Source organism: Paenibacillus sp. MMS18-CY102, from assembly GCF_009789195.1.
Lineage (GTDB): Bacteria > Bacillota > Bacilli > Paenibacillales > Paenibacillaceae > Paenibacillus_T.
This window is the reverse complement of sequence record NZ_WSTC01000004.1, coordinates 172,358-198,084: the sequence shown is the minus strand read 5'-3', so window position 1 is coordinate 198,084 and position 25,727 is coordinate 172,358. Positions and strand designations below refer to the sequence as shown.

At 55.8% G+C, this 25,727-nt stretch carries 24 protein-coding genes; 15 read left to right on the top strand and 9 right to left on the bottom strand.

Annotated features, from left to right (window positions below):
* Positions 1-185: 185 nt before the first annotated feature.
* Both GON22_RS04645 and GON22_RS04640 read right to left on the bottom strand, forming a co-directional pair.
* Entirely contained in the window at positions 186-794 is a 609-nt protein-coding gene (locus GON22_RS04645) for a methyltransferase domain-containing protein (protein WP_160394942.1), read from the bottom strand.
* Positions 795-960: 166 nt separating this feature from the next.
* Positions 961-1,248 (bottom strand): helix-turn-helix transcriptional regulator, encoded by a 288-nt coding sequence (locus GON22_RS04640; RefSeq protein WP_160394941.1) that lies wholly within the window; start codon positions 1,246-1,248, stop codon positions 961-963.
* Between the two features lie 177 nt (positions 1,249-1,425).
* Between GON22_RS04640 and GON22_RS04635 the strand changes: the two genes are divergently transcribed.
* Positions 1,426-1,803 carry a helix-turn-helix domain-containing protein gene (locus GON22_RS04635; RefSeq protein WP_160394940.1) on the top strand — a complete coding sequence of 126 codons (378 nt, stop codon included), beginning with the start codon at positions 1,426-1,428 and terminating at the stop codon, positions 1,801-1,803.
* 66 nt (positions 1,804-1,869) lie between these two features.
* Here the strand turns inward: GON22_RS04635 and GON22_RS04630 are convergent, their stop codons facing one another.
* On the bottom strand, positions 1,870-2,976 hold the full coding sequence (locus GON22_RS04630; RefSeq protein WP_160394939.1) for a PdaC/SigV domain-containing protein: 1,107 nt from the start codon (positions 2,974-2,976) through the stop codon (positions 1,870-1,872).
* A 224-nt stretch (positions 2,977-3,200) separates the two neighbouring features.
* Between GON22_RS04630 and hmpA the strand changes: the two genes are divergently transcribed.
* The gene (gene hmpA, locus GON22_RS04625) at positions 3,201-4,439 is read left to right on the top strand and encodes an NO-inducible flavohemoprotein (RefSeq protein ID WP_160394938.1); all 1,239 of its coding nucleotides are present in this window, start codon (positions 3,201-3,203) and stop codon (positions 4,437-4,439) included.
* A 491-nt stretch (positions 4,440-4,930) separates the two neighbouring features.
* On the opposite strand, the gene GON22_RS04620 is transcribed toward hmpA, so the two are convergent.
* A complete protein-coding gene (locus tag GON22_RS04620) occupies positions 4,931-5,431 on the bottom strand; it encodes a cyclic nucleotide-binding domain-containing protein (protein WP_160394937.1) in 501 nt (166 codons plus the stop codon).
* A 150-nt stretch (positions 5,432-5,581) separates the two neighbouring features.
* On the opposite strand from GON22_RS04620, the gene GON22_RS04615 reads away from it, so the two are divergent.
* From GON22_RS04615 to GON22_RS04595, 5 genes are all read left to right on the top strand, one after another.
* A complete protein-coding gene (locus GON22_RS04615; RefSeq protein WP_160394961.1) occupies positions 5,582-5,977 on the top strand; it encodes a transcriptional repressor in 396 nt (131 codons plus the stop codon).
* Entirely contained in the window at positions 5,953-6,786 is an 834-nt protein-coding gene (locus GON22_RS04610) for a winged helix-turn-helix domain-containing protein (RefSeq protein ID WP_160394936.1), read from the top strand. Before GON22_RS04615 ends, GON22_RS04610 begins: the two co-directional genes overlap by 25 nt.
* 205 nt (positions 6,787-6,991) lie before the next feature.
* Positions 6,992-8,446, top strand: coding sequence for a catalase (locus GON22_RS04605; protein WP_272898767.1), 1,455 nt, complete (start codon positions 6,992-6,994; stop codon positions 8,444-8,446).
* Between the two features lie 238 nt (positions 8,447-8,684).
* Entirely contained in the window at positions 8,685-10,565 is a 1,881-nt protein-coding gene (locus tag GON22_RS04600; protein ID WP_160394934.1) for an S-layer homology domain-containing protein, read from the top strand.
* A gap of 112 nt (positions 10,566-10,677) precedes the next feature.
* Complete coding sequence (locus GON22_RS04595) at positions 10,678-11,145, top strand: CcdC family protein (RefSeq protein WP_336604262.1); 468 nt, start codon at positions 10,678-10,680, stop codon at positions 11,143-11,145.
* A 169-nt stretch (positions 11,146-11,314) separates the two neighbouring features.
* On the opposite strand, the gene GON22_RS04590 is transcribed toward GON22_RS04595, so the two are convergent.
* A complete protein-coding gene (locus tag GON22_RS04590) occupies positions 11,315-12,316 on the bottom strand; it encodes a FecCD family ABC transporter permease (protein ID WP_160394932.1) in 1,002 nt (333 codons plus the stop codon).
* Positions 12,303-13,322 carry a FecCD family ABC transporter permease gene (locus GON22_RS04585; RefSeq protein ID WP_160394931.1) on the bottom strand — a complete coding sequence of 340 codons (1,020 nt, stop codon included), beginning with the start codon at positions 13,320-13,322 and terminating at the stop codon, positions 12,303-12,305. Before GON22_RS04585 ends, GON22_RS04590 begins: the two co-directional genes overlap by 14 nt.
* 248 nt (positions 13,323-13,570) lie before the next feature.
* Here GON22_RS04585 and GON22_RS04580 point away from each other — a divergent pair, with 248 nt between their 5' ends.
* From GON22_RS04580 to GON22_RS04570, 3 genes are all read left to right on the top strand, one after another.
* Complete coding sequence (locus tag GON22_RS04580) at positions 13,571-14,545, top strand: ABC transporter substrate-binding protein (RefSeq protein WP_160394930.1); 975 nt, start codon at positions 13,571-13,573, stop codon at positions 14,543-14,545.
* A 154-nt stretch (positions 14,546-14,699) separates the two neighbouring features.
* Entirely contained in the window at positions 14,700-15,149 is a 450-nt protein-coding gene (locus GON22_RS04575; RefSeq protein WP_160394929.1) for a transcriptional regulator, SarA/Rot family, read from the top strand.
* 32 nt (positions 15,150-15,181) lie between these two features.
* Positions 15,182-15,679, top strand: coding sequence for a glutathione peroxidase (locus tag GON22_RS04570; protein ID WP_160394928.1), 498 nt, complete (start codon positions 15,182-15,184; stop codon positions 15,677-15,679).
* Positions 15,680-15,856: 177 nt separating this feature from the next.
* On the opposite strand, the gene GON22_RS04565 is transcribed toward GON22_RS04570, so the two are convergent.
* The gene (locus tag GON22_RS04565) at positions 15,857-16,438 is read right to left on the bottom strand and encodes a hypothetical protein (protein WP_160394927.1); all 582 of its coding nucleotides are present in this window, start codon (positions 16,436-16,438) and stop codon (positions 15,857-15,859) included.
* Positions 16,439-16,969 carry a hypothetical protein gene (locus GON22_RS04560; protein WP_160394926.1) on the bottom strand — a complete coding sequence of 177 codons (531 nt, stop codon included), beginning with the start codon at positions 16,967-16,969 and terminating at the stop codon, positions 16,439-16,441. It abuts the gene before it with no gap.
* A gap of 376 nt (positions 16,970-17,345) precedes the next feature.
* On the opposite strand from GON22_RS04560, the gene GON22_RS04555 reads away from it, so the two are divergent.
* Genes GON22_RS04555 through GON22_RS04535 form a run of 5 tightly spaced genes read left to right on the top strand, consistent with a single transcriptional unit; the run spans position 17,346 to position 24,519 of the window.
* Complete coding sequence (locus tag GON22_RS04555; protein WP_160394925.1) at positions 17,346-17,636, top strand: DUF6385 domain-containing protein; 291 nt, start codon at positions 17,346-17,348, stop codon at positions 17,634-17,636.
* A gap of 46 nt (positions 17,637-17,682) precedes the next feature.
* Positions 17,683-18,651 carry a DUF6385 domain-containing protein gene (locus GON22_RS04550; protein WP_160394924.1) on the top strand — a complete coding sequence of 323 codons (969 nt, stop codon included), beginning with the start codon at positions 17,683-17,685 and terminating at the stop codon, positions 18,649-18,651.
* 25 nt (positions 18,652-18,676) lie between these two features.
* Positions 18,677-20,959 (top strand): glycosyltransferase family 2 protein, encoded by a 2,283-nt coding sequence (locus tag GON22_RS04545; protein WP_160394923.1) that lies wholly within the window; start codon positions 18,677-18,679, stop codon positions 20,957-20,959.
* Positions 20,910-22,871 carry a glycosyltransferase gene (locus tag GON22_RS04540; protein WP_160394922.1) on the top strand — a complete coding sequence of 654 codons (1,962 nt, stop codon included), beginning with the start codon at positions 20,910-20,912 and terminating at the stop codon, positions 22,869-22,871. The genes GON22_RS04545 and GON22_RS04540 overlap by 50 nt, the downstream gene beginning before the upstream one ends.
* Positions 22,864-24,519: a tetratricopeptide repeat-containing glycosyltransferase family 2 protein gene (locus GON22_RS04535; protein WP_160394921.1), complete on the top strand. Its 1,656-nt coding sequence runs from the start codon at positions 22,864-22,866 to the stop codon at positions 24,517-24,519. The genes GON22_RS04540 and GON22_RS04535 overlap by 8 nt, the downstream gene beginning before the upstream one ends.
* A 78-nt stretch (positions 24,520-24,597) precedes the next feature.
* Here the strand turns inward: GON22_RS04535 and GON22_RS04530 are convergent, their stop codons facing one another.
* Entirely contained in the window at positions 24,598-25,722 is a 1,125-nt protein-coding gene (locus GON22_RS04530) for a glycosyltransferase family 4 protein (protein ID WP_160394920.1), read from the bottom strand.
* Between the last annotated feature and the right edge of the window lie 5 nt (positions 25,723-25,727).

Below are 25,727 nucleotides of genomic sequence, written 5' to 3'. Positions count from 1 at the left end.
CGATGGTTTGCAGAGCTTCTTTCTTTATGCTTTGCGGCAAACAAATATATATTCACGGCCGGCTTCTACAGGGGAGCCGTCGTACCAGCCATATTCTTCGGTAATAACCAATCCAGCAGCTTGAATGAGTGCGCGCAATTCATCCCCGTAAAAGTACCGCATGCGCATGGTATCATGAAATTGTTCTACGGTGCCATCTTGCTTATGCAGGCGGTAAATAAAGTCCGTGTACAGCAAGCGGCGTTCGGTGTCGCACGCTTGACGGAAGATCTCGTCACTTTCTCGCCATTAGCAAGCTCTGATTCAAAATCCAGCTGTTCTTCTAACCGCACCCACGTGTCAGTGAAACCCTGATCAGGCCGGAATACATTGAGAATAAACTGCCCATTATCGTCTAGATGGCAAGCGATGTTATTGAGGCATTGCAGGGCTTGCTCATCGTTCTCTAGCAATTGAAAGCTGCGGAATGGAATGAAGATGAGGGAATATGCCTCCGGGAAAGTAAAGCTTGTCATGTCGCCTTGTATAGTGCGGACATGCTCTTTCGTTCGTTGGGGCTTGGACTGGAGCTTGCCGTGAAGCACCTCCAGCATATGGGGCGAGTAGTCCAGCCCTGTGACTGGTATGCCTGCTTCAGCGAGAGGGATGGTGATGCGGCCAGTGCCGCATGCCAATTCGAGCACGTTGCCGCCAAGCTGTTGCGCCCGATCGATGTAGAAGGGAATGTCCGCTTGAACAACGGCCCGATTATCAGCATCATACCATTTGGCTGTACTTGTATATATGTTGTGCACTTCGGTCACCTCGAGACGTTTTCTTAGCATATTACATGGATACCAAATCGAGCGTCAACTAAAAAATGGAAATGTACAATCGAATCTAAACAGAAAGAAGGGCAGGCACTTTGTAAAGTGCTTGCCCTTCTTATCTGATTGTTCCTGGCCGAAAGGGGTTGTTTAGCTAGCGGTTACTGGAAGAGACGCGTTCCAAAGATTCTTCGAGTGGGTCGCTTAGGCGATCCCGGTCTACTGCCAACGAGGGATTGAAGAAGAGGTCGCCAATAGGCAATTGGAAAAAATCAGAAAGCTTGCGAATGGTCTCTGCACGTGGGGAATAGCGACAAGTTTCAATCTGGGATAGAGATGCGCGATCGATGCCAAGTGCATCTGCAAGCTGTTGCTGTGTAATGCCACGCTGTTTACGGATGCGAGAAATGCGATTGCCGATCGCGGCTTCATTAGTAGACAACATAATCACCACCAAATTCAAGTATTAAACGCCAGTAGTTCCATAAATGCCCATGAGTATAATATACAGGAATTTGTGTTGAATGACAACACGAATGTTTCGAATAGGGGCACATGTTTTGGCAGGAGCATTGTGTTTTGTGAAACAAAACATGTAAGATAATGGTGGGTGATCAATTTGGAAGAGTGGAAAGACAAGGAAAAGCTTGGCCAGACGATTCGGCGGCTACGGCTGACGAACGACTTGTCGCTTCGTGACCTGGCTGAGAAATCCGGCATCAGCTACTCCTTTATCAGCTCGGTTGAGAAAGGCAGATTCTCCCCTTCCCGTGATACTACGATCGCGTTGGGGCAAGCCTTGAAAGGTGCCGACCTCAATGAGCTGCTTATGCTTGCGGGTTTTGCGCCGGTGTCAGGCATGGTGAAAGAAGAGAATGCGCTCTATGAGCCGGAAGTGCAGTTCATTCTTCGCGCTAAGAGGGAATTGTCTCCCAAAGCGTTCAAGACGTTTATGCGCATTGCCGAACAGACGAAGAAAGTGTTGGAAGATGAATAAAGGGCCGTTCCTTTCCTAGCAGGAAGCTAGGGGGAAACGACCCTTTATTTGTTTTGCGCGATGCTATTAGCCTTTGATCGTGATGGCTCCGGTTTTGGCATCTGCCGACACGTTCAGCTTCAGGATGCTGCTGAAAAAGTCTGCGGGAACATAGAGTGTTCCTTTGATTTGGCTTGGAGCTGCGCTCAGCTTAATTGGCGCCATTTTGTTCAGGGAGTAGCTGTTTTTATTGAGCGTAACGGCTGTCCACTGGGCATCACGGGAAACTTCGGCGGTATGGGTTTTATTGTTCCAAGCGATTTTGTAGCCAAGGCTTGCTGCTGTAAGGCGAAGTGGCACGAGCTTCGACCCGGAAGGGCCAGCAACGGTTTGTTTGTTCGTTATTGTTACCGAAGGTCCAGCCGCTGCTTTATCGGTCACTGCGATGTTGATTATTCCAGCAGCGTATGGGGCAATCTCATATTGTTGGAAAACAACATGGGTGATTCCTTGTTCGATATAGAACGGCTGCTCCTGGGATACGCCTTGGAAATCCACGATTTCATTGTAAAAGTACATTTCTGGACTCGTTTGGATTTGCTGGCGGACCGCATTATTCGCTCTGGTTAGCCCGCCTTCCCCCAGCGCTTGCTGGAGCGTGATGGGCTTCGCTTCTGGCGTTGCCTTTACATTATAGGTATCGGCTAGGGTGCTGCCATGTGCGCCTCCCGTGTATTCATACGTGTAGGTGACGAACGATAGTACGCTGCCAGTTGCTGCGCTGCCATCGGAATGCACTTCATAGTAGACTTGAAGGTCATAGGGACGGAATTCATACCCAGCTTCTTGGGCTGACTTCTGGTCATCGATCGATTGCTTCTTGAGTGTGTCCAATTCGTCCGTCGCTTGGCGCTCGACGCTATTGTTCAGCTCATCTTGATAATGGGTGTCTGTCATGCCGGTTACGACAGGGAGGCTCAGCTTGACCGTCAGCGTATCGGATTTTTCTTCTATTAGCTTAGTTGTAACTTTAATGTTTTGGGTTTGGGCAGATTGAGCGATTGGCACAACGGCAGCTGTACCTGTATCGGCCGTATATGAGGCAGCGTTTTGTGCCATGGCAAGTGGGGCGGAGATGGCAAGCAGGCAGGATCCGGCTACAGCGAGCGTAAGCATTTTGAATGGCGATTTCATTAGGGTAACCTCCTGAATAAGAACTAGTCTTGTTATGTACCTCATAATAGACGGAAGTGTGAAAGAACAAGTTACAAAATAGTTAAAGCCTTTCCTGATATGTTTGTGCGTATTGTCACAATGCGTTCACGGCTCGTGTGATTGTAATCACACCGGGACCAAGTGCAATGGAGGTATACTTCGATTAGCAATTCTAATTGAATCGGCAGAGGAGCGGATTTTATATGTTAAACCAACAAACCATCGCGACGATTAAGTCGACAGTGCCCGTACTAGCAGAGCATGGCTTAGCGATTACCCAGCATTTTTATAAAAGGTTATTCGAGAAACATCCGGAGCTTCTCCATGTGTTTAATCAAGCGAACCAGAAGCAAGGCCGCCAACAGCAGGCGCTAGCGAATGCGGTTTATGCGGCTGCTGCGCATATCGATAATTTGGGAGCGATCTTGCCGGCTGTACGCGTAATTGCGCATAAGCACCGCAGCTTGGGCATTCGCGCCGAGCATTACCCAATCGTTGGCGAAAATTTGCTGGCAGCCATCTCGGAGGTTTTGGGTGACGCGGCAACGCCTGAGATTTTGGGTGCGTGGGGAGAAGCGTATGGCGTCATCGCTGATGCGTTCATCGGGGTTGAGGCGGAGATGTATCGCGAGGCAGAGGAAGCTAGCGGCGGTTGGGCGGCATTCCGGCCGTTCGTCGTGGAGCGCAAGCAGCCGGAGAGCGACATTATCACATCGCTGTATCTCGTGCCGCAGGACGGCGGGCGGATCGCGTCGTTCAAGCCAGGACAATATGTGACGGTGAAGATGGACATCCCGGGTTATCCCTATACGGTTAACCGCCAATATAGCTTATCGAGCGAGCCAGGCAAGCCTTACTACAGGCTGACGGTTAAGCGTGAGGATGGAGCAGTTGATGGCCCGAAGGAAGCGGGTGTCGTATCGACCTATATTCATGAGCGGCTGCAGACGGGCGATGTGCTTGAATTGTCGGCGCCGGCAGGCGACTTCTACATGGACCGCGAGGATAGCCGCCCTGTCGTGCTAGTGAGTGGTGGCGTCGGCTTGACCCCGATGGTCAGCATGCTGCATGCGGCAGCGGCTGATGCGGAGAGCGGTTTGCATCCGCATCGCACGGTTACTTTCTTGCATGCAGCGGTGAATGGCAACGTGCACGCGTTAAGGGATGAGGTGCTGGAGACAGCGAAGCAGATTGCTGGCGGCGGGGCAAAAGTGCGCTTCGTGTATGAGCACCCGACGGCGGAAGACCGGGCAGCGGAGCGCTTCCACCATGAGGGACGGATTGACGCGGCTTACCTGGCGGCGGAAGCGCCAGCGGACGGCGTATTCTACATTTGCGGTCCGGTAGCGTTCATGCGCGCGATCGTCGAAGCGCTGCGTGCGCAAGGCGTGGATGCAGAGCGAATTCGGTACGAATTTTTTGGTCCGGCTGGGCAGCTGTAATCAAGGGCGGAGCACGCGGAACGGAGCAGAGAGAGCGATCTCTGCTCCTTTTTTTGTGCACTAAGATGAAGCGCACCCGGCTGGGTGCATCCTCATTGCAGAACGTGCAATGGGGACGGTGCAGTAGCGGCGATAATTGATGTGTCATTGCACACTGTACAATGGGAAAGAGCCAGATGGGCTAGTTAGGCGGCTAACACACTAAAATCGCACTGTGCCATTGCGCAAAATACAATGACAGCACATGTGGCGGGGTAGATGGGTGAGGCCATTGTACAGAATGCAATGGGAAGGTGAGTTGGCGATGGTTAACTAGAGGTGTCGTTGCAAAACGTGCAACGAGAGCGGTGAAATGGTGGAGACACTGAGGCGCTAGTGCAATCTGAGTGAGGAGAAGGTGAGTTCGCGACGAATGCTGATGCGTCATTGCAAACCGTGCAACGGCACAGTGGGATGCCACTGTCTTGCCGCCACGCTCGCTGCCTTGCGCATCAGCATTCCCCGCGCAGCAGGCGATTGACTGTTTCGCGGCGGATGGAGAGGAATTGGCCGATTTCCTCTTGCGTGAGCAGATCCGTAATTGCCGTATCTGGCGGCAAATAAGCAGCGATCCAATGGCGGAAAGCGTCCAGCTTCTCTGCCGGGCTGTTCATGGCTAGCTGGTCGATGCGCTCCTGCATCATGCGCAGCTTGGTTTGGAGCAGGCGGGCAACATCTAGCGCTGCGGGTGCATCGACAGCAAGCCGCGCGTACCACTCGGGGGCAGCGACGGGCTCGACCTGGCAAGCTGTGAGCGCGATGGCGGTGCCGTGATAAGCTTTGGGCGAGATGAGTGAATGATGGGGAATCATTTCGCCGGGAACGATAAAATTAAGCAGCAGCTGCCGCCCGTCCTCTTGGACGCGCACGATTTTGAGCAGGCCGCTCTGGATACGATACAGGGGACCGGTTTCTCCCTGCCTGAATAACACTTCGTTGCGATGAAGCCACACGATGCAGCACCTCCGCCTCTTAGCATAGCATATCCACATTTTTCTGCGGAAGGTTCGAAACTGATCTAATTGACTTGAACTAATTATAAGTTTATAATAATTATAAATTAAGACTTAGTTCAACTACTAACAAGCAGAGGATGGCGCTTAATCATGAAGCTGAATTTGACAATCCAACGTAAGGCGGTGCTCGACATTGTCCAGCATGCGGATGATCACCCGACGGCAGCGGACGTCATGGATCGTCTTCGGTCGAATGGCTATGCGTTCGCCTATGGCACGGTATATAACTCGCTCCGGTATTTAACGGAGGCCGGGCTGGTCAAGGAACTGAAACTTGGCGAGGCGGCTTCCCGCTATGACGCGCGAACGGAAGACCATCATCATATCGTATGCATGCGCTGCGGGCGCGTGGATGAAGTCACGACGGAGCTGCCAGCCCAGTGGCTGGGCGAAGCGGCGCAAGAAACGAACTATCACGTGCATCACGCTTCCGTGGTGCTAGAAGGAGTGTGCGGGGCATGTTCAGCTTTGAGCAACGAGTAACGGCAGGCAGCGGCTGTATCCCTGAATCCCCAGAGCAAGCGAACCGGCGGATGATGCTGGTATCCAAAAATCCATCCGGCATTCAAGAAGCCGTCACGCTGCTCATGAACGATGGATTCGATGTCTATCTATCACAGCAGCTTCCAAGCCGCGAGCAGGTTGCACAGCTTGCGATCGAGTTATTAGTCTGCGACCTGTCGCCACTGCAAACAGCGGCTGCGGATGCTGTCGCGGCGGCAGCACAGCTGCTCATCGACGCTGGCGTTGAGGCGTCGCGTACCTTGTTTCTCGTCTCGGAGCCAACGCTTGCAGACTGTTTGACAGCGAGCGTCCCTGCTGAGATGCTCGTATGGCCGGGCCATGCACGGGAAGCGCTTCTTCATGCCCGCCGTTTGGTGCGCGCCGCAGCAACGTCGGACGGCGATCCCATCAGCCAAGGCGCAGGAGCAGCAGCCGGCGTTCGGCAGTTCAAAGATTTGGATATCGATTTGGGGCGGATGGCGGTGTATCGGGACAATCGGCAGCTTCGCCTCACCCGGACCGAATACGAGCTGCTGCGCGTGCTCATGGATGCGAATGGCAGCGTGCTTACACGCGATGCCATTACGGAACGCATCTGGGGCTGTGCGATGTTCGGCAACAGCAACACGGTTGATGTGCACATCAAAACCTTGCGCAAAAAACTTGGCGACAACGCCATTTTTCCCAAATATGTGGCTACCGTTCGTGGAGCGGGTTACCGTTTAGCCGATGAAGGGCCGGGCCAACCGGCCAGATATGCTGCGCCAGCGAGCGCCGTTTCCGTTTGACGGAGCGGCGCTTTTTTTATGGCCTTTTACGCCCATCATGAAAGCTTCATCCGATCTTCATCGGACGTTAATAGCAGGCTCATGCAGTGCATAGGGCGCCGTTCTATACTTGAATTAGAAGAAGTCTAAATCTAAAACGAGGTTAGGGCGAATAAGCGGCCGCATTGCCGCATAACCGTTAGCGAAACGAGAGGAGAAGATGACGATGAGCGATCATTTGACAACGAACCAAGGGGCGCCAGTAGGAGACAACCAGAATAGCCGGACGGCGGGGCAGCGAGGGCCGACTGTACTGGAGGATTACCATCTGATCGAGAAGCTCGCACACTTTGATCGGGAGCGCATCCCTGAGCGGGTCGTGCATGCACGAGGGGCGGGCGCACACGGCGTATTCGTGACGGAGCACTCGATGGCGGCCCATACGAAAGCGCATTTTGTGCAAAATGCAGGGCAAGAGACGCCCGTGTTTGTCCGCTTCTCGACCGTAATTCATGGCCAAGGGTCACCGGAAACATCGCGAGATCCGCGAGGCTTCGCTGTCAAGCTGTACACGCAGGAGGGCAACTACGACATCGTGGGCAACCACTTGCCGGTCTTCTTTATCCGCGATGCGATCAAGTTTCCGGACATGGTGCATGCGCTGAAGCCTTCGCCTGACACGAACCTTCAGACGCCAAGCCGATATTGGGACTTCATGACGTTGACGCCGGAGTCGACGCATATGCTGACCTGGCTGTTCTCCAACGCTGGCACGCCTGCGAACTATCGGCAGATGGATGGATTCAGCGTCCATGCGTTTAAGTGGATTAATGCGGAAGGGAAGATGACGTATGTCAAATATCACTGGAAATCGAAGCAGGGCGTCGTAAACTTCACGCCGGAGGAAGCGGCGGAGATGCAGGCTCGTGACTTCAGCCACGCGACGCGTGACTTGTATGGCTCCATTGAGCTGGGCAGATTCCCGCAGTGGGAGCTGTACGTTCAGCTGCTCGCGCCGGAAGCGGAGGATTCACTGCCATTCGATTCTCTCGATCCAACGAAGACGTGGCCAGAAGATCAGTTCCCGCTTGTGAAGGTTGGCACGATGACGTTAAACCGGAATCCGGTCAACTATTTTGGCGAAGTTGAGCAGTCGGCATTCTCCCCGAGCGCGCTTGTGCCTGGCATTGAGCCGTCTGAGGATAAGCTGCTGCAGGGCCGCCTGTTCTCGTACCCAGATACACAGCGGTATCGGCTGGGGGCGAACTATCTGAACATACCGGTCAATTGCCCGTATGCGCCTGCACGCAACCATCAGCGTGATGGTGCGATGGCGATGAATCCCGATCCATCTTCAGTCAATTACGAGCCAAACAGCGATGTGTCCAGCCCGAAGGAAGCGACTGCGTATGCGGATAGCACGGCGCCATTGCAAGGGTCCGTTGCAAGGCAGAAAATCACGAAAACCGACGACTTCACACAAGCGGGCGAACGTTACCGCTCGCTGCCAGAGGATGAGCAAGAATGGCTCGTTCGCAATCTGATCGGCGAGCTGCAGCAGACGCCGGAGCAGACGCAGCTGCGTGCGGTGTGCAACTTCTTCCGCGCAGATGCGGAGCTTGGTGCGAAGCTGGCAACTGCACTTGGGGTCGACCTTGGCGGGCATGCGCCACGTGGATAATCGGCAGCACACGCTGGCGCATTGATTTATTGAATCGTAACAAAGTAGCGGTGCAGGAGCTTCCTGTGCCGCTTTTTGCTATGCGGCCATCTGCTGAAAGCTGGTTATCGCTAACGAATACTAGTTGAAAAATTGGAAGCCTCTAGGAGGAAAATGGCTGCTACTGTCGAATGAGAGCAGTAATACGATTAGGATGAGGACCGATATTCGGACCCATCGAAAGGATGTTCAGACTTCTGTGATAAGCTTATTAAACAAGCCGTGGAAGCTCCTGCTCGCTTGTTTGCTGTTCGCGCCAGCGACGACAACGGCAGGCTCTCCGGTACATGCAGCAGCGCACGATGTCCAGCAGGCAACCGCTGGCCGCACGAAGCAGCAAATTGTCGGCCAATGGCTACAGGATCGGCCAATGGCTACGGGCCGCTCTTATATGCCATCCACGAGCATTTATGCGGAGCAGCCGAAGCTGACTGCCCCTTATGACGCTGGAAAGTTAAAGCCAGCTTATATTGAAGACGGCATTAATGCCGCGAATTTCGTACGTTACTTAGCGGGTTTGCCTAATGATTTGACCGCGGACTGGACGCTGGAGCAACAGCAGCAGACAGCTGCACTAGTCAATGCTGTGAATAATCAGTTGACGCATTACCCGAGCAAGCCTGCGGACATGGAACAGGCAATATTCGAGCTAGGGCAAGCGGGAACAAGTTCCAGCAATTTGTTCAAAGGCAGCCCGACATTTTATGATAATGTGCTAGGCTACATGTCGGACAGCGATCCCAGCAACATCGGCAGGGTCGGGCATCGCCGATGGATTTTGAATCCTGCGATGAAGAAGACGATGTTCGGCATGGTATACGCTTCTGGCAGTGCGGATTACTCGCCACCATACGCATCCATGTACGCATTTAACCGGGACCGCGACAACTCCGAGTTCAGCTACGATTATATCGCGTGGCCATCGGCGGGCTATTTCCCAGAGGAAGTGTTTGCCCCGGCAGACGCATGGTCGGTGTCGCTAAATCCGAGCCGTTATGATAAAGCCAAAACTTCCTCTATTCGCGTACAGCTGACGCGCGAGCGTGATGGCAAGTCATGGACATTGGACCAAGCGGACCGTAATGCAAACGGAGAGTTTTTCAATGTTGAGACTAGCGGATTTGGGGTACCGTTTGCAGTCATTTTCCGTCCAGATGGCATCGGGAAGTTCGGTTCGGATGATACATTCCGTGTACATATTAGTGGGGTATACACGCTAGGCGGCCAAGAAGCGTCGATTGATTACAAAACAACTTTCTTTAATTTGTTGCCGGATCCTATTACCCGTTATGCGATTCAGCTTCGCAAGGGGGAGACGCTCCAGTTAGGCATGCGGACCGGTGCCCAACAAACGGGGAACACGTTCCTTAGCGGCAATGCCGGGGTTGCGGCCGTAGATAGCAAGGGCAACATTCGAGCGGTGGGCAAAGGGGATACTTGGGTTTCTGTGGACGAGTATTTGGGAAGCGTCAGCACTGTCAATATCCGCGTAGTGGATGCCGATCCGGCTGACCGGGTGAGCAAATGGGCAGTCGAAGACTACACGTTGGCCAAGAGCAACGGTTTAATCAGCCGCACGTACGACCATTCGTATCAAAAAGCGATAACGCGGTATGATTTTACCGGGTTAGCTGTCCAGATGGCAGAGACGATTATGGACAACAATCTTTATAGCGATGACGTTGCATACGGCAAGTCGCCGTTCCGTGACGTTGATGATTGGCGCGTAACATGGGCGAATCGGAATGGGATTATAAAAGGCACCTCGCCGAACGTCTTTTCGCCTTACGAAACCATCACGCGGGAACAGGCGGCGACGCTGTTGATGAACCTGTACAATAGGCTTAGCCAATTGACAGGGCAAAGCGATGGTGAGGCTGCTGCGGGCGGAGCGGGCAAGGCACAGCTGTTCGAGGATGACAAGCGCATTGCGCCTTGGGCGAAGGACAATGTCTATAAGGCAGTTGCCTTGTCCTTGATGGACGGTACAGGCTATAACCAGTTTAAGCCGAAGGGCGTACTGACCTATGAGCAGACATTTGTGCTGCTGCAGAAGGCGTTTGAGGTGATTGGGCAGTAACGCACGCCAAGCAGTGCCACTCCCTTGCGGCGCGCGAAATTTTCAAGTACGATAATTTTATTCGTGCAAATCGGGCTAGTTCGTTCGCAAGCGGAGAGGGGAGTCAGCGTTGTTGGCATCGGCACAGTTGATTAAGTATGGATCGTTAATTATGTCAATCGTCGTAGGCGCGGCGGTCATTATGGTCAGGATGAGAGCATCGAAGCAGCCGACGACACTGCGCAAAATCATTATGCCGCCGCTCGGCATGTCGACGGGTTTTCTTATGTTTATATCACCGCTCACGCGCGTGCCATTCCCATGGGCGCTCGTAGCGCTGGCTGCGGGAATGCTTCTGTTTGCGCCGCCGCTTATTGTTACGTCGAATTTCGAACGGGTGGGCGACCAGGTGTTCCTTCGCCGCTCGCGTTTGTTTGTTTATATCATCATTGGGCTATTCATCGCGCGCATTGCCCTTCACGATGTCGTGGAGCATTACGTCAGCGTCCCGCAGACTGGCGCATTGTTCTTCTTGCTGGCGTTTGGCATGCTGGTCCCTTGGCGGCTGGCGATGATGCAACGGTATCGCCGGCTGCTTTGAGCAGGAGGGAACGGCGGAAGACCTGCGAATAAGGCAGGTTTATCTGCCTTATGTGGGCAGAACGGCGATAAGCCTGCGAATAAGGCAGGTTTATCTGCCTTATGATAAACAACAAAAAGGCATTCCCCAGCGCATAAGCGCATGGTGGAATGCCTTTTTGTTAAGAAGCTTAGCCTCGAATGCCGCCACGTTTAGCGAGCAGCAGATAAAGGAAGAAAGGTGCGCCGATTGCGGCGGTGAATACGCCCGCGGGAATGTCGCCCGGCAGAAACAGCGTGCGTCCGGCGAGATCGGCGACGAGCAGCAGCAGAGCGCCGACTAGTGCGGCGATCGGAATCAGCCGGCCATATTTAGGGCCGACGATCCGGCGCGCGATGTGCGGCGCCATCAAGCCGATGAAGCCGACGCCGCCAGCCATGCCGACCGCAGCGCCCGTTAAGCCGACGCTAAGCGCGAGCATCAGCAGCCGAGTGCGCTGCACCGGCGTGCCGATGCCGACGGCAAGTTCATCGCCGAGCTCCAGCACATTCAAATAACGGGATAGGAAGATGCTCAAGAAGAGCATGCCGATCGCCCAAGGCATGAGTGTCCACACATGCATCCAGGATGAGCCGTACAGCGTGCCGGTCATCCAGCCAAGCGCTTGGACGGCGAGATAAGCGGGTCCCGTCTTTAGCGCGAATGTCGTCAGCGCACTCATCGCCGTGGCCAGCGAAATGCCGATGAGGACGAACCGGAGCGGGGAAACGCCTTTGCGCCAAGCAGCTACGTAGTTGATCGCAGCGGTAATGAATGCGCCAGCGATCGCGACGAGCGGGATCCATTGAATGCTGAACCGGCCGGCTGAGAACGTTAGGAACAGGATCGACGCAACCGTTGCGCCACCAGAAATCCCGACCAGATCCGGCGATGCAAGCGGGTTGCGGACGAGCCCCTGCAGGATAGCGCCAGCGGCAGCGAGCGATGCGCCAACCAACACGGCGAGCAGCACGCGCGGAAGCCTAAGCTTCAATATGATGAGCGACGATTGGTCATCGCCTAGCCCAAACAGCGTTAGCGCAACGCGCCCAACTGGAATATACGTACTGCCGATGGCGGTACAGACGACGACAGCGGCGAAGACGGCAACCGTTAACAGCGAGACCATCGTGGTGAATTTAAGATTGCGCATAGCTTCTCCTTCTCGCGACATAGATGAAGAATGGAACGCCGACAAGCGCAGTCGCTACGCCGACAGGCAGTTCCTCTGGCTGCAAAATAAATCGGCTGAACGTGTCCGCGACCAGCAGCAGGATGCCGCCGAGCACGATGCAATACGGGATGATCCAGCGGTAATCATGGCCAACCAGGAACCGGCTTAGATGCGGGATAATGACGCCGACGAAAGCGATAGGGCCGGCGATCGCGACAGATGAACCGGCGAGCAGCACGATGAGCACAGCCAGCAAAAACCGAACGAGCCCGATGCGTTGCCCGAGACTGCGTGCCGTATCCTCGCCCATGCTTAGAATGTTAACGGACTTGGCCATCAGCAGCGAGCCGAATAACCCGATCAGCGTGTATGGCAAAATTGCCGTTAGATGATGCATGTCCCGCCCCGAGACGGAGCCGACGAGCCATAGGAGAATGTCGTCGAGCATTTTATCCTGTTTGAGCAAAATGCCAGACGTCCATGCGGACGCGAAGGCAGCAACCGCTGACCCGGCGAGCGTCACCCGAATCGGCGTTTCGCCTTGGCTCTTGCCAACGTTGCCGAGCGTGAAGACGGCGAAAGCCGTAACCGCTGCGCCAACGAAAGCAATGAGAATGAGCTGCGAGCTGGAGAAAACGCTGCCTGCCGCTGCTAGTGCAATAACGACGGCCAGCGCTGCTCCCGCGTTTATGCCCATGACAGACGGCGAGGCGAGCGGATTGCGCGTCATCGCCTGCATGAATGCTCCTGCGACAGCTAAGCTTGCGCCTACCAATGCCGCGACCGCCATACGGGGCAGCTTCACATTACGAATAATGAGATGCTGATTCGAGCCATCGAATTGTGTGAATGCTTCGTATGCTTGCGATGGCGTGTATGATTTGCCTCCAAGCAGCAGGCTTGCCGCTGCTGCGAGCAGCAGCAAGGCGACGCCGAGGGCGAGGAAAGCGGCCTTGAGGCCGGGGCTTTTGAAATAATGGTTCATGAGACGGTTGCTCCTGCCTTGTAGATTAGTGTCGAACTTTATCGAACCGAACATGTTGTTTTTATTCTAGGCAAAGATAGAAGCGGCGTCAATGAGGGTGAGAATCATTTTCACAAAATCGTTGACAGAGGTAAAGCTGGTGTACTATGATACGGTGGTTGGTGAAAATGAGAATTGTTATCATTCGTTTGGCATGTTTACTATTTTTTGTTACATACAACTAGAATCGAAGGGGAAGAGAACTCATCATGAAGAACAGCAAGAAATTATGGCTCAGCATGTTCGCGGTACTGCTCGTATTATCGATGGTAGTTGCCGGCTGCGGCTCGAAGGAAGAAAAGAAAGAAGACGGCGGGGCAGCTTCGACAGAAACGAAGACGGAAGACGTGCGTGAAGTAACGCATGCTATGGGAACGACGAAAATTACGGGTACGCCGCAGCGCGTTGTTATTTTGACGAATGAAGGAACCGAAGCTTTGCTTGCTATGGGCGTTAAGCCGGTAGGCGCAGTGAAGTCGTGGACAGGCGACCCTTGGTATGCACATATTAAAGATCAAATGGACGGCGTTGAAGTGGTAGGCGACGAGTCGCAGCCGAATATCGAGCTGATCGCAAGCTTGAAGCCGGACCTGATCATCGGCAACAAAATGCGCCAAGAGAAAGTATACGGCCAACTGAGCGCAATCGCGCCGACGGTTATGTCCGAGACGCTTCGCGGCGACTGGCAGATCAACTTCAAGCTGTATGCGGAAGCGCTCGGCAAGAAGGCGGAAGGCGACCAACTGCTCGCTGATTTCAGCAAGAAGATTGAGGATGCTAAAGCAACGCTCGGCGACAACCTGAAGAAGAAGGTGTCTATCGTACGCTTCATGCCTGACAAAACGCGGATCTACTACAATGAGACGTTCTCCGGCATGCTGCTGAACCAGCTCGGATTTGCTCGCCCGGATGCGCAAACGAAAGACGGCTTCGCAGATGACGTGAACAAAGACCGCATTCCAGACATGGACGGCGACATCATGTTCTACTTCGAGTACAATCCTGATAAGACGGATGCTGTAAGCAAGCTGGCAGAAGAGTGGATGAACGATCCGCTGTGGAAAAACCTAGAAGTTGCGAAAGCAGGCAACGTTCACCTCGTGGACGACGCGATCTGGAACACGGCTGGCGGTTACATTGCGGCTAACCAAATGATCGACGAGCTGCTTACGTATTTCAAATAAGCTTGATGGATAGACTGCTTGTGCAGAGATGCACAGGCAGTTTTTTTTGTGGTGTTTGACACTCCACGCGCAGGTATGGTATCTTTAGTCCATAAAGATTTTATACAATTTAATTGCAGACGTTCTATATGATGTGAGGAGGTGAGGATCGGGCGTGACGGATTATCCGGTTCAACTTAAGCTAGAACATCAAATTTGTTTTGCTCTTTATGCTTGCTCGCGGGAAATGACGAAGTTATATCGGCCGTTCCTCGATGAGCTCGGCATTACGTATACACAATATGTAACGCTGCTAGTTCTGTGGGAGCGCGACAATGTCAGCGTAAAGCAGCTGGGCGAACAATTACTGCTCGATTCCGGAACGCTCACGCCACTGCTGAAGAAGCTGGAGGCCATGGGTCTTATCACACGGGTGAGAGACGCGAAGGATGAACGAAGCGTGCTTGTGCAACTAACGGGGGAAGGGAAGGCGCTCCGCGAACAAGCGGTATGCATTCCTGAGAAAGTATATAGCCTGACGGGGATGGACCTTGAAGAAGGACAGCAGCTCCGCGAACGGCTGCAGCAGCTTGTTCAAGACATGCAGCGGCTGCAGGGCAGTTAATTTTAATTCATATCTTATAGGAGGAATCAGAAATGAGCGTATATGATTTCACAGTGAACAATGTTAAAGGTGAACCAGTTAGCCTGTCCGCATACAAAGGCAAGGTGCTCGTCATCGTTAATACAGCGAGCAAATGCGGCCTGACGCCGCAGTACGAGGGGCTCCAAGCGCTGTATGAGAAGTACCAGTCGCAAGGGCTCGAAATTCTCGGCTTCCCATGCAATCAGTTCAATGAGCAAGAGCCGGGCTCGAACAAAGAAGTAGAGGCGTTCTGCAAACTCAACTACGGCGTGAAATTCCCGTTGTTCGAGAAAAGCGATGTTCGCGGCGAAACGGCGATTCCGCTGTTCAAATATTTGTCCGCAGAGGCGCCATTCGAGGGCGAGTCGGATTCAGCTGAAGTCGACAACGATCCGAAGTGGAACTTCACGAAGTTTATCGTTAGCCGTGATGGACAAGTCGTCGACCGCTTCGAGCCGCGCGAGGAGCCATCGGTGATGGAAGCGACGCTGGCGGAGATGTTGAAGTAATAAATGGGAAAAGGCGTCCGCAGGGAATTTCTCTGCGGACGCCTTTTTGTATTGCCGAGGGGCGCTCGAACGGGGGCGAATAGGGCAGGGAAATCTGCCCTATTGCCGGGGACCGCCCGAATGCGAGCGAATAGGGCAGAAAAATCTGCCCTAATGCCGGGGTCGCCGCAGCAGTAATTAAACCTCCCACCACACAACTGTCGCTGTAGTCGACAGAACCCCAGCTACGGACAGCGCGGCGCTGACGTTCATCGTGTAGATCTGGTTAGGAGGCACGACTAGACCGCCCTGAAAAGGAAATTCAAATAAGCCGGGGTTGACGGCGTAGGACATGAACGAGGTGGCGCCGGAGGGAGCAGAGGTGGAAGAACGTGCGGTCATGCTGCTTGTGGCGGCGCTGCCGAACTTGGCATTAAACGGAGTGAGTGTTGAGGGCGAACTCAAAGTGCCTCCCCGATAGAGCGTCACGCTGGCGCTGAAGGTGGATAGCAAGCTGAGCGAGACACTGATGCCCCCGATAATGTCGGCTATGTACATCGTTCGGCCGCTGCCCGATGGGTTGCTAATTTGCAGAGTGAGGTTAATTGTGCCGCCCAGTAAGCCAAGGCTGGACGAGTTGCTTGCGCTAGATATAAACGATCGGTCATTCGTTGCCGCATCCGCGTCAGTCGGCGCAACGATGCCCGGATCGGTGTACATGTTCGTGAGCTTGCCATAGAAGGAGCTGTTCGATTGGTCAAATATAAAATGGTTAGGCATCTATGCCTCCCACCAAACGAGGTTAATGGAAGCGGTTAATGATCCCGTGCCGACGGTCACGGACAATGTTTGATTCGCTGGCACGATAATGGCTCCCTCGAAGTCGACGACATAAAGGTCCGATGCCATCGCTGTAAAAATCGAAACCGGACCGCCGCCGAGCGTGCCGGTATTTTGCTTTGTGGTAACAACGGTTGCCGTGGCGCTTCCCAGATAGCCATTGACAGGCGCGGGCGTCGTGCCTCCCGTGATTGTGCCCCCGGAGTACACCGTCAAGGTGATGGAGTTCGAAGCGCCTCCGGCAATTCGGGATACATAGATTGTTCGGCCGCTCCCGTTCGGGTTGGTGATTTGCAGCAGCAGGCTGGCGCCGGAGCCAACGCTCACATTGCCTGTGGTGAGATAGAACAAGCGTTGGTTGCCTGCAGCATCGTATTCGGACGGCGACACGATAGCTGGCGCAGTATAGCCATTGTTCGCCTGCATGTAAACCGGGCTATTCTCATTATTAAACACGGAGTAGTTCGTCATCTTGGATGGTTGCTCCTCTCTAGTCACTGCTTCGCAGAGTCGTGTTCGATACAAGCTAGCCATACAGCTTATGCGCACCAACCTGCCAGGATGAGGGCTCGGACGGAATGCCTGCAGCGAATCGGGCTGGCGCAGGGACAGACAGTTGCCGTTACGGCAGCATGAAGAAGCTCATACACTATCGGAGCATGGACGCCGAGGGGAAGATGGTATGACGATTGCATTAAGCCGTGGCCGCAAAGGGAGGAAGCGATCAGCATGCCTTTCCCCAAAGCCCCACAAGCGCCGAGACAGCTGTCGACCGAAGAAGCATTGCCATAAGAATAAGCGTCGGCACATAGGCCCTAGCCATTTTATCGAACAAGTGTATTCCAGTGTGCAAACGACGGATACGTTTATGCCTCTGCCGACTCAGGTTACGAGCCAATTGACGGTATACTCCTATGCCGTAATCAACGAAGGCGATGCTCCGGCAGTCGTGCAAGTACAGGTCGGGCCAGATGGGAAAAATTTTGCCTCGGATGTTGAGGAGATCGTTCCCCCTGGTGAGACGGGCGTATTTGCCGTTGCGCGTTTTTTGCGCTTCACGCGGCTTGCTGTCCGTTCTAAGAATGAAAGCTGCCCGACGACGCTTTCGATCTATTTTCAGGCACAGGCAATGCGTTGAAGCTTCCCGGATGCTCCGTCGGATTTTAAGGTAAAGGTGATGAGGAATGCCAAACTTTTCGTCGTTTAACCCGAACCCGGACAATTTGCGTACGCTTATTTTCGGCCGGGATGCAACGTTGGAGCCGCAGGCGCTGGCGACAGACACAAGCGGTAATTTGTTAAGCATTATTATGGACGGTACGATCAGCAACATCTCGATTCAAAGCGCAACGATTACGGCAGGAACGATCAACAGTGTACTGGGAGCAACGATCACGGCAGGAACGATTGACAGCGTTATGGGAGCGACGATCACGGCAGGAACGATTGACAGCGTGCTTGGAGCAACGATCACGGCAGGAACGATTGACAGCGTTATGGGAGCGACAATCACGGCAGGAACGATTGACAGCGTTATGGGAGCAACGATCACGGCAGGAACGATCAACAGTGTACTGGGAGCAACGATCACGGCAGGAACGATTGATAGCGTTATGGGAGCAACGATCACAGCGGGAACGATCAACAGCGTGCTGGGAGCGACGATCACGGCGGGAACGATCAACAGCGTGCTGGGAGCGACGATCACGGCGGGAACGATCAACAGCGTGCTGGGAGCGACGATCACGGCGGGAACGATCAACAGTGTGCTGGGAGCGACGATCACAGCAGGTACGCTCAGCAGCGTGACGTCCGTTTCACAAAAAAGTTTCACTGAAATAAGCAATACGGGACTTGTCACAGCTAATGCGTACACGCCTGTAGCGACGGTGACGACGAGCGTATTCGGAACGTACTCCTTCTTCGTTTACAACACGGGGCCAGGGGTTAACAAGGCGGATGCACGTGTGGAAATCAGCGCTAACGGCACGAACTGGTATACCGACACGACGACGACGACGGGGATTGCGGTCGGTTCGGTCGACGTGCTTGTTCCGCAACGGTTCTTGAAATATACGCGGCTATCGTATCGTTCTAGTGTGACGGCCAGCCCGACGACAGTCGACGTATTTTTCAACGGCCAAGGCACTTAATCGCCAACAATGAAGGGGTGACGGCATGCTGCTCGGCGTTCATCTAATCGTGCGGGACGAAGCGGAACGGCTTGGCGGTTGTCTGGATAGCGTGCGGGAATGGGCGGATGAACTGGTCATTGTGGATACGGGCTCTGTCGATGCAACGGCTCAGGTCGCGGCATGCTACGGCGCACGTGTGGTGGCGGCGGAATGGGCAGGTGATTTTGCCAAAGCGCGCAATATCGGATTGGGACAAGCGCGTACACGCTGGGTGCTTGTGCTTGATGCGGATGAGGTTGTGGGAGCGGATACGGATTGGGCAGCTGTGCGCAAAATGCTGCTGGCTTCCGGAGAGACAGCCTATCGCGTCAGGATTGACAATAGGTTGGGCGGTGCGGAGGATGAGGGACCGCTGCTGCGCAGCGAGGCCATCCGGTTGTTCCGCGCGGACTTGGGCTTTCAGTATGCTGGTGCGATCCATGAGCAACTGGTGGCGATTGCCGATTCCGGCGCCATGCGTGATGTGGACGGCCCGTTGATCGCCATTCGCCTTGTGCATACGGGATATTCACAAGCGCTGATGGCACAAAAGCGGACAGCCGAGCGTAACGGCCGCATTATTCGCGAACAGCTCGCCGAGCGGGCAAACGAGCCGTTTCATTGGTACAACCTAGGCGTAACCTGCTGCCAGCAGGGGGAAGCGGCGGAGGCATCCGCCGCTTTTGCACGGGCGAGGGTGCTTGTTGCGCCAGATGCGCCATACCGGCCGTCGCTGATGCTGGATAGTGCGCGGGCGATGCTGGCACAAGGCAAGGAAGATGATGCACTGCAACTGCTCGGCGATGAAGTGCAGCGGTATCCGGATTACGCAGACATGCAATTGCTTTATGGACGATTGCTAGAGCGGCAAGGTGTGTGGGATGAGGCGAAGCAAGCTTATTTGGCTGCTATTGCGGCTGGGGCGAACAGAGGCACTGGATCGGGAGCTGGCTCTGAGAGAGCGCATAAGGGCTTAAGGCAGGCAGCTTATGTAACGGAAACGGGAGCGGGCGGGTATCGAGCATGTACGGCGCTCGCGAATTTGGCGCGGCGCAGAGGCGACCGGCAAACGGCGGCGCACTATTTTGAGCGGGCGCTCGTTGAGCAGCCAGGATGGCAGGAAGCGCTCGGCGGATTGGCGGAGCTGCTGCATGAAGCGGGCGCAGAGGATGCGGCGATCGCTCGAACCATTATGGCGTATGCGGGAGTGGAAGGGAACTCGGCATGCGAAGATGGCGAGCATCAGAAACGGGGAACGCGCATTGCCGATGGGATGCAGGCGGGGATCGCGCACGGCGGCGGCAAGCTATCGGGTCGGGCGGCAGCTGCTGCGCAAGCGCTGGCGGGGATCGGTGCGTATTCATCGGCATTGCCGCTATGGCGGTTGGCAGGCGTGGCTTCGGGTGCGAGTGGAGCGGCAGGAACGGGTGGCATAGAGGCAGGAAACGGCGTTATTGGTGCTGCTGGGGAGAGTCGCTCATTGCATGCAGCGGGCAAGCAGGAGCTGTATGCGGCTTGTTTGATTCGGTCGGGACAGTACAGGGGGGCAGCGGCATGGCTCATTGAACTTGCGGAAGCTAGCGATAGCAGGCTGCCGAGTGGATTGGGAATGGATGCAGCGTTGTGCTGCTGGATGGAAGGCATTCGCCTGTCTGAGAATGTGCGCGGAGTGCTTGGCGAAGAGGCACTGGAGCTATGCACGGCCGGGGAGCGCGTGCTGCTCGGGCATAGTGAAGAAGCGGGTGTGAGTGCGGGCGGCGGCGAGCCGGGGGATGCACTGGCTGCCTTGATGGATCGGGCAGTATCCCATGGCCTGCTGCGCTTGGCTTCGCGTTGGGCGGCAGCGAGGGAAGAGGCGTTCGCCGTAGCCTTGCATCGGCACGGGTATACGGAAGCAGCTGCCGAACAGCTGCTGCGGCGAATGGCAGAAGGGCAGCTGTCCGCTCCCGGCTACGCCGCTTTGGGCGAAATGCTATACGATCGCAAGCTATATGGCGAAGCGCTCGCTTTGTTCGAACGTGCGGTGGAGGCGAACCCAGCCGATGAACGTTGCAAATTAGGCGTTGCATCGGCTTGCATGCAGCTTGCTGTCGAGGCATTAATGGAACGGGAGGCTGACCGTTCGTCAGCAGCATGGCTGAAGGAGGATCGGCGGCGGCTCGTATCTTCGGTGGCGCGCCTGGAAGGGCTAGGCTGGCGAACGGTACGGACTGGAGCCCAAAGGAGGCGAATGCGCAGTGGCGGTGCACACGAAGCTGATTTCCTTATGCATGATCGTCAAGAATGAGGCTAGCTGCATCGCCCGTTGCTTGCGCAGCGTAGTTGGCGTTGCCGATGAGGCCATTATTGTTGATACAGGCTCGACGGATGGGACGATGGATATCGCCCGCAGCTTCGGAGCGCGGGTGATTGAAGCGGAGTGGCAGAATGATTTTGCCGCGGCGCGAAACGTTGGGCTGGAGCATGCGGCCGGAGAATGGATTTTGTTTCTTGACGCGGACGAAGAGCTGTCAGCTGGCGCAGCGCAAGAGCTGCGTGCACTGGTGCAGGATCAGGCGTCGCCGGGCATTTTGCTGCCGATATGGAACCTGCTTGGCGATGGGGAAGAAACGGCGACCATCAATCCGGTGCTGCGCCTCTTCCGTAACGATCCCCGCCATCGGTTCGAGGGGCGCATACACGAGCAGATTGCTGCTTCCATATTGCGTGCTGCACCAGATGCCCAGCTGCGGCTAGGGGAAACGGTTATTCGTCATTATGGGTACCGGCCGTCAACCGTTGCGGAGAAGGATAAAATTGAGCGCAACATGAGGCTGCTGCTTCAAGCGATAGCGGAAGAACCGGAGCAGCCGTTCCATCGGTTCAATCTGGGCGTGGAGCATCTCCGTGCAGGGAGGCCGGCAGAGGCGTTAGCTTCTTTTCGCTTGGCGAAGGCAGCTGGTTCTTTTGAACGGTTAAGCTACGCCCATCTCGTGTTCAAATATGAGGTGCGAAGCCTGCAAATGCTAGGGGCGTGGCAAGAGGCAGCCGCTGCTGCGCAGGAGGGGGTAAGGCTTTTTGCCGACTATGCGGATCTGTGGCATTGCCTTGCGGAGTCGCTTTCGTCCGGTGGGCGAAGGCGTGAAGCGATCAGCGCCGCCTGTTCTGCGCTGCGTGTGGGGCAGCCAACAGGGATATACCACACGGAGGATGGCATGGGTACGCATCAAACGGCATTTTTGCTAGGCAGCCTCTACGAGCGAAACGGGCGCGTGGATGCGGCTGTGCATTGGTATGTGGAGGCGGTGCGGATGAAGCCGAGCCTTCTGCCGCCGTTGCTGCGCTTATGCCGATTGCTGCGTGTCAGTGGGCGAGGGGCGGAGCTCTCTATGCTGCTGGAGCGGCGGTTTGCTTTTGGAATGGAAGAGGGATGGTTGAAAATCGCAGCGTTGCTGCTGGATAGCCGCTGCTATGTGGAAGCGGTGGAGTGGCTGCGCCGGCGGGCAGCAACGCCACACTGGGGAGCGGCATCTGCGATGTGGCTTATGCTTGCGGAAGCGGAGCTTGCTGCCTCGGAAGGGCGGTTTATGCAGGCGCGGCGATGGGCGGCTAAGGCGGATTGCAGTGGACGCCGGGCAGGGCAGGTGCATGGACAGGCGCAAGGGCAGGTGCATGGACAGGCACAAGGGCAGGTGCATGGACAGATGCACGGGCAGGTGCTGGGACAGTCGCGTGGACAGGTGAAAGGACAGCCAGAAGGGCGGTCACAGGCCGATGCCGGACCATCGCACGGGTCTTATTCGGCTGTTGAAGCCGAGCGGCGGCTGCGGCTGTTACATGTAGCGGTGGTGCAAGTGGTGGAGGGGCTGAAAGAGGCGGACCATGTTGGCGGGCAATATGGAGCGGATAATCGAGACGGTACATCGCAGGAGATGGCCGCGTGTGTGGCGGGCATTTTAGATAAAGGGAAGGCGGAAGGTGTGGAGGGGCATCAAGCGTCGGGCGATCGGCTGGCACGGGTGCTTCAAGCTGTGGGCGAAAGCATTCGCCATGGCAGTGATGAAGCAGCGCATGGAGGCGTTGAGGCACTGGCCGCTTGGGCGGATATTAGGCTCGGACAGCTGGAACATAGCTTGCAGGAGCGCTCTAGCGGGATGGCGGTCCAGAACGTTTTGCGCTCGGCGCGGCTGAGGCTAGCGGGTTGTGAAGGGGATGCATAGAGAGTTGGGGCAGCAGGAGAGACCGGGCGTTTCCTTGTGTATGATCGTGCGCAATGAAGAAGCATTTATTGCAGATTGCCTCGCTTCTGCTGCTCCCTATGTGTCGGAAATGATCGTATGCGATACCGGTTCAGACGATCGAACGGTGGAGATAGCGCGCGGATATGGTGCGAGGGTTGTTTCTATCCCTTGGGACGATGATTTTGCAGCAGCTCGGAATGTGTCGCTGGGGCTTGCCCTATATCCTTGGATTCTGGTGCTGGATGCGGACGAACGGTTGGAAGGCCTTGGCCTGTCGCAGTGGAGTAGGCTTTTGTGCGATGAAAAAGCTGCTGGTTATTATGTGAGGCTGATTAGCGCGCTGGAGCGGCCGGGCACGGAGTCAAGAGAAGGCATGCTGGTAACGGATGCGGTATGCCGATTATTTCGCAATGATGCGCAGATTCGTTTCTCGGGCATCGTGCACGAGGAGTGCGCGACGGCAGTTGCTTGCGTGCAAGGGGGGCCTGTTGCGATTGCGCCGGTTACGGTTCGCCATGAGGGCTATCGGGCGGATGTGATCGCAGGCCGCCGCAAACCGGAGCGGAATGCACGCCTGCTAGCGAAGGCGCTGGATAGGGAGCCAGGCAATGTGACGCTTCGTTATGCTGTGGGAACGGAACTGCTTGGAGCGGGGCGATGGGTGGAGGCAATCGAATGGCTTGCGCCGTTGGCTGAAGGGTTAGGGGAGGGCTGCGGATTTGCTTCGGATATTCGCCTGAAGCTGTCGCATGCTAACCGGCTGGCCGGGCGGCTTGAGGCAGCTATCGTGCAAGCGGAAGCGGGCGTGCGGGAATATCCGGATTTTCCGGATATGTATGAGGCGCTTGCTGCTGCTTATATGGCGCTTGATGATGCTCCTTCAGCGTTGCATGTACTAGAGCAAGCGATTGAAATAGGGCCAGCAGCCCCGTACTATTCGTCCGTCGAAGGCGCGGGCAGCTCCCGCTCGCATTATGCGGCGGGCGCGGCCTGCGAGCGCCTGTACCGTTGGCGTGATGCAGCGGCGCATTACCGCGCCGCGCTCGATGAGCGTCCCACCTTTGAGGCGGCAAAGGCGCGCTTGCGGCTGTTGGCAAGTGGCGAAGGCGGCAGGCGAGCGGCTTTGGAGGCGCTGCGGGCGGGCGCGGCGGAGGCCGAAAAGGCGAGCGGTGTGGAGGATGGGCGAGCGGACGTGGAGGCGAGGAAAGCGAGCGGTGTAGAGTTAGAGCGAGTGTTCGCGGAGTCGTCAGCGAGCGGTGTAGAGGTTGGGCTTGCGGAGGGGGAGGCGGCGAGCGGTATGGAGGTTGGGCGTGCAGGTGCAGAGGTGAGCAGTTTGGAGTTAGGGGCTGCGGAAGAGGAGCCTGCGTTAGCAGTTGGGCTGCGGGCAGTGGAAGCCGGCCGTTGGGCGGAGGCGACGAGGCATTTCGCTGTCGCCCACGGCTTAGCGGCGACGCCGGCAGAAGCGCGTGCTGCTGCAGCGGGACTTGCCGCGGCATTCGCAGCGCGCGCGCTTGCAGCGCTAGAGGGTTCCGCTGCAAGCTCTGCCAATCGGGGAGCCCTAGCTGGGCATCCACGCTGCTTGGCAGAGCTTCGGCTCATCGTTCTCACGGCAATAGATGAGCCGTGAACAACCGGCGAGGGGAATAGGGCATAAAAACCTGCCCTATCCGCCAGCCGCCACCCGCCGCAAGCCAATGCCGCCCCGCTAGCCTTCGCCCAGTTGCTCGGCCAGCACGGCGGTCCAACGCTCGCGCCATAGGCTCGCGTCGAACGCCCGCGCCGTCTCGCGCGCGAGCTTGCCGAGCTTGCGGCGCTGCGCGGGATCGCCTAGCAGCTCGCGAATAGCTGCCAGCAGGGCAGCAGAGACGGGCGGGACGAGCCGGCCGTTCAGCCCGTCGATGATCAGGTCGTTCAGCCCGCCTACATTCGTGGCGACGACTGGCACGCCGCAACTCATGGCCTCCAGGCACGACAACGATGTGCCTTCGGAAAAGATCGTCGGAATGGCCACGATATCGGCCCTTTTATACGCGGCATGCATGCCATCCATAGCATAAGTTCGCTGCTCGATCCGATCTTTCGCTGGATGCGTACCGTACCACAGGCCGAACGCGTTCGCGATATCCGTTCCTTCGACTAATTCCCCCGCGAACTCGATCACAAGGTCGCTCCGCTCTTGCAGCAGCTCATCGGCAACGAGCATCATCGTAATGATGCCTCGCTCATAGCTGAGCCTCCGTGGAACGAGCACGCGCAAACCACGGGTGCGGGGCCTGCCAGCGCTATGCAGAGCCGGGAGGAATCGGCTCGTATCGACGCTATTAGGGATACGGACCACTTTCTCCGTATCTTCATAGACGCCTACGGATCTCGCATACGTCAAAAAATGCGAATCGACCGACACGACGCGCTCCAGCGAACGCATCGCAAGGCGGATCGCAGCAGCGACGCCATCCTTCGTTTCAGCTGCGATCGCACAATGGTCCCAGTTAATCCCGTGGCTGATGCCGATACTGCCCGGCCGATACTGAATCGGATGCCAAAGGCAGCTCGCATAGACAAGCAGCCCGTCGGCTTCCGCTGCCATCGCTTCAAACGCTGGCGCCAATTTGCCAAGCTCATACGTGTAGCCGATGACCTCTGTCCCTTCGAACATCGTGCGAAATGGCTCGAAGTAAGACAACTGATGCACTACGGGCCGCCACCCCGCCGCATGAATGACGCTGCATAAATCCCGAATATACCGCTCCAATCCGCCGCCGAACAAGCGATTAAACTGCCGATTATAGCCGTCTACATAACTGTGGGTCAAAATGCTAACCGTCCGCATCGCCA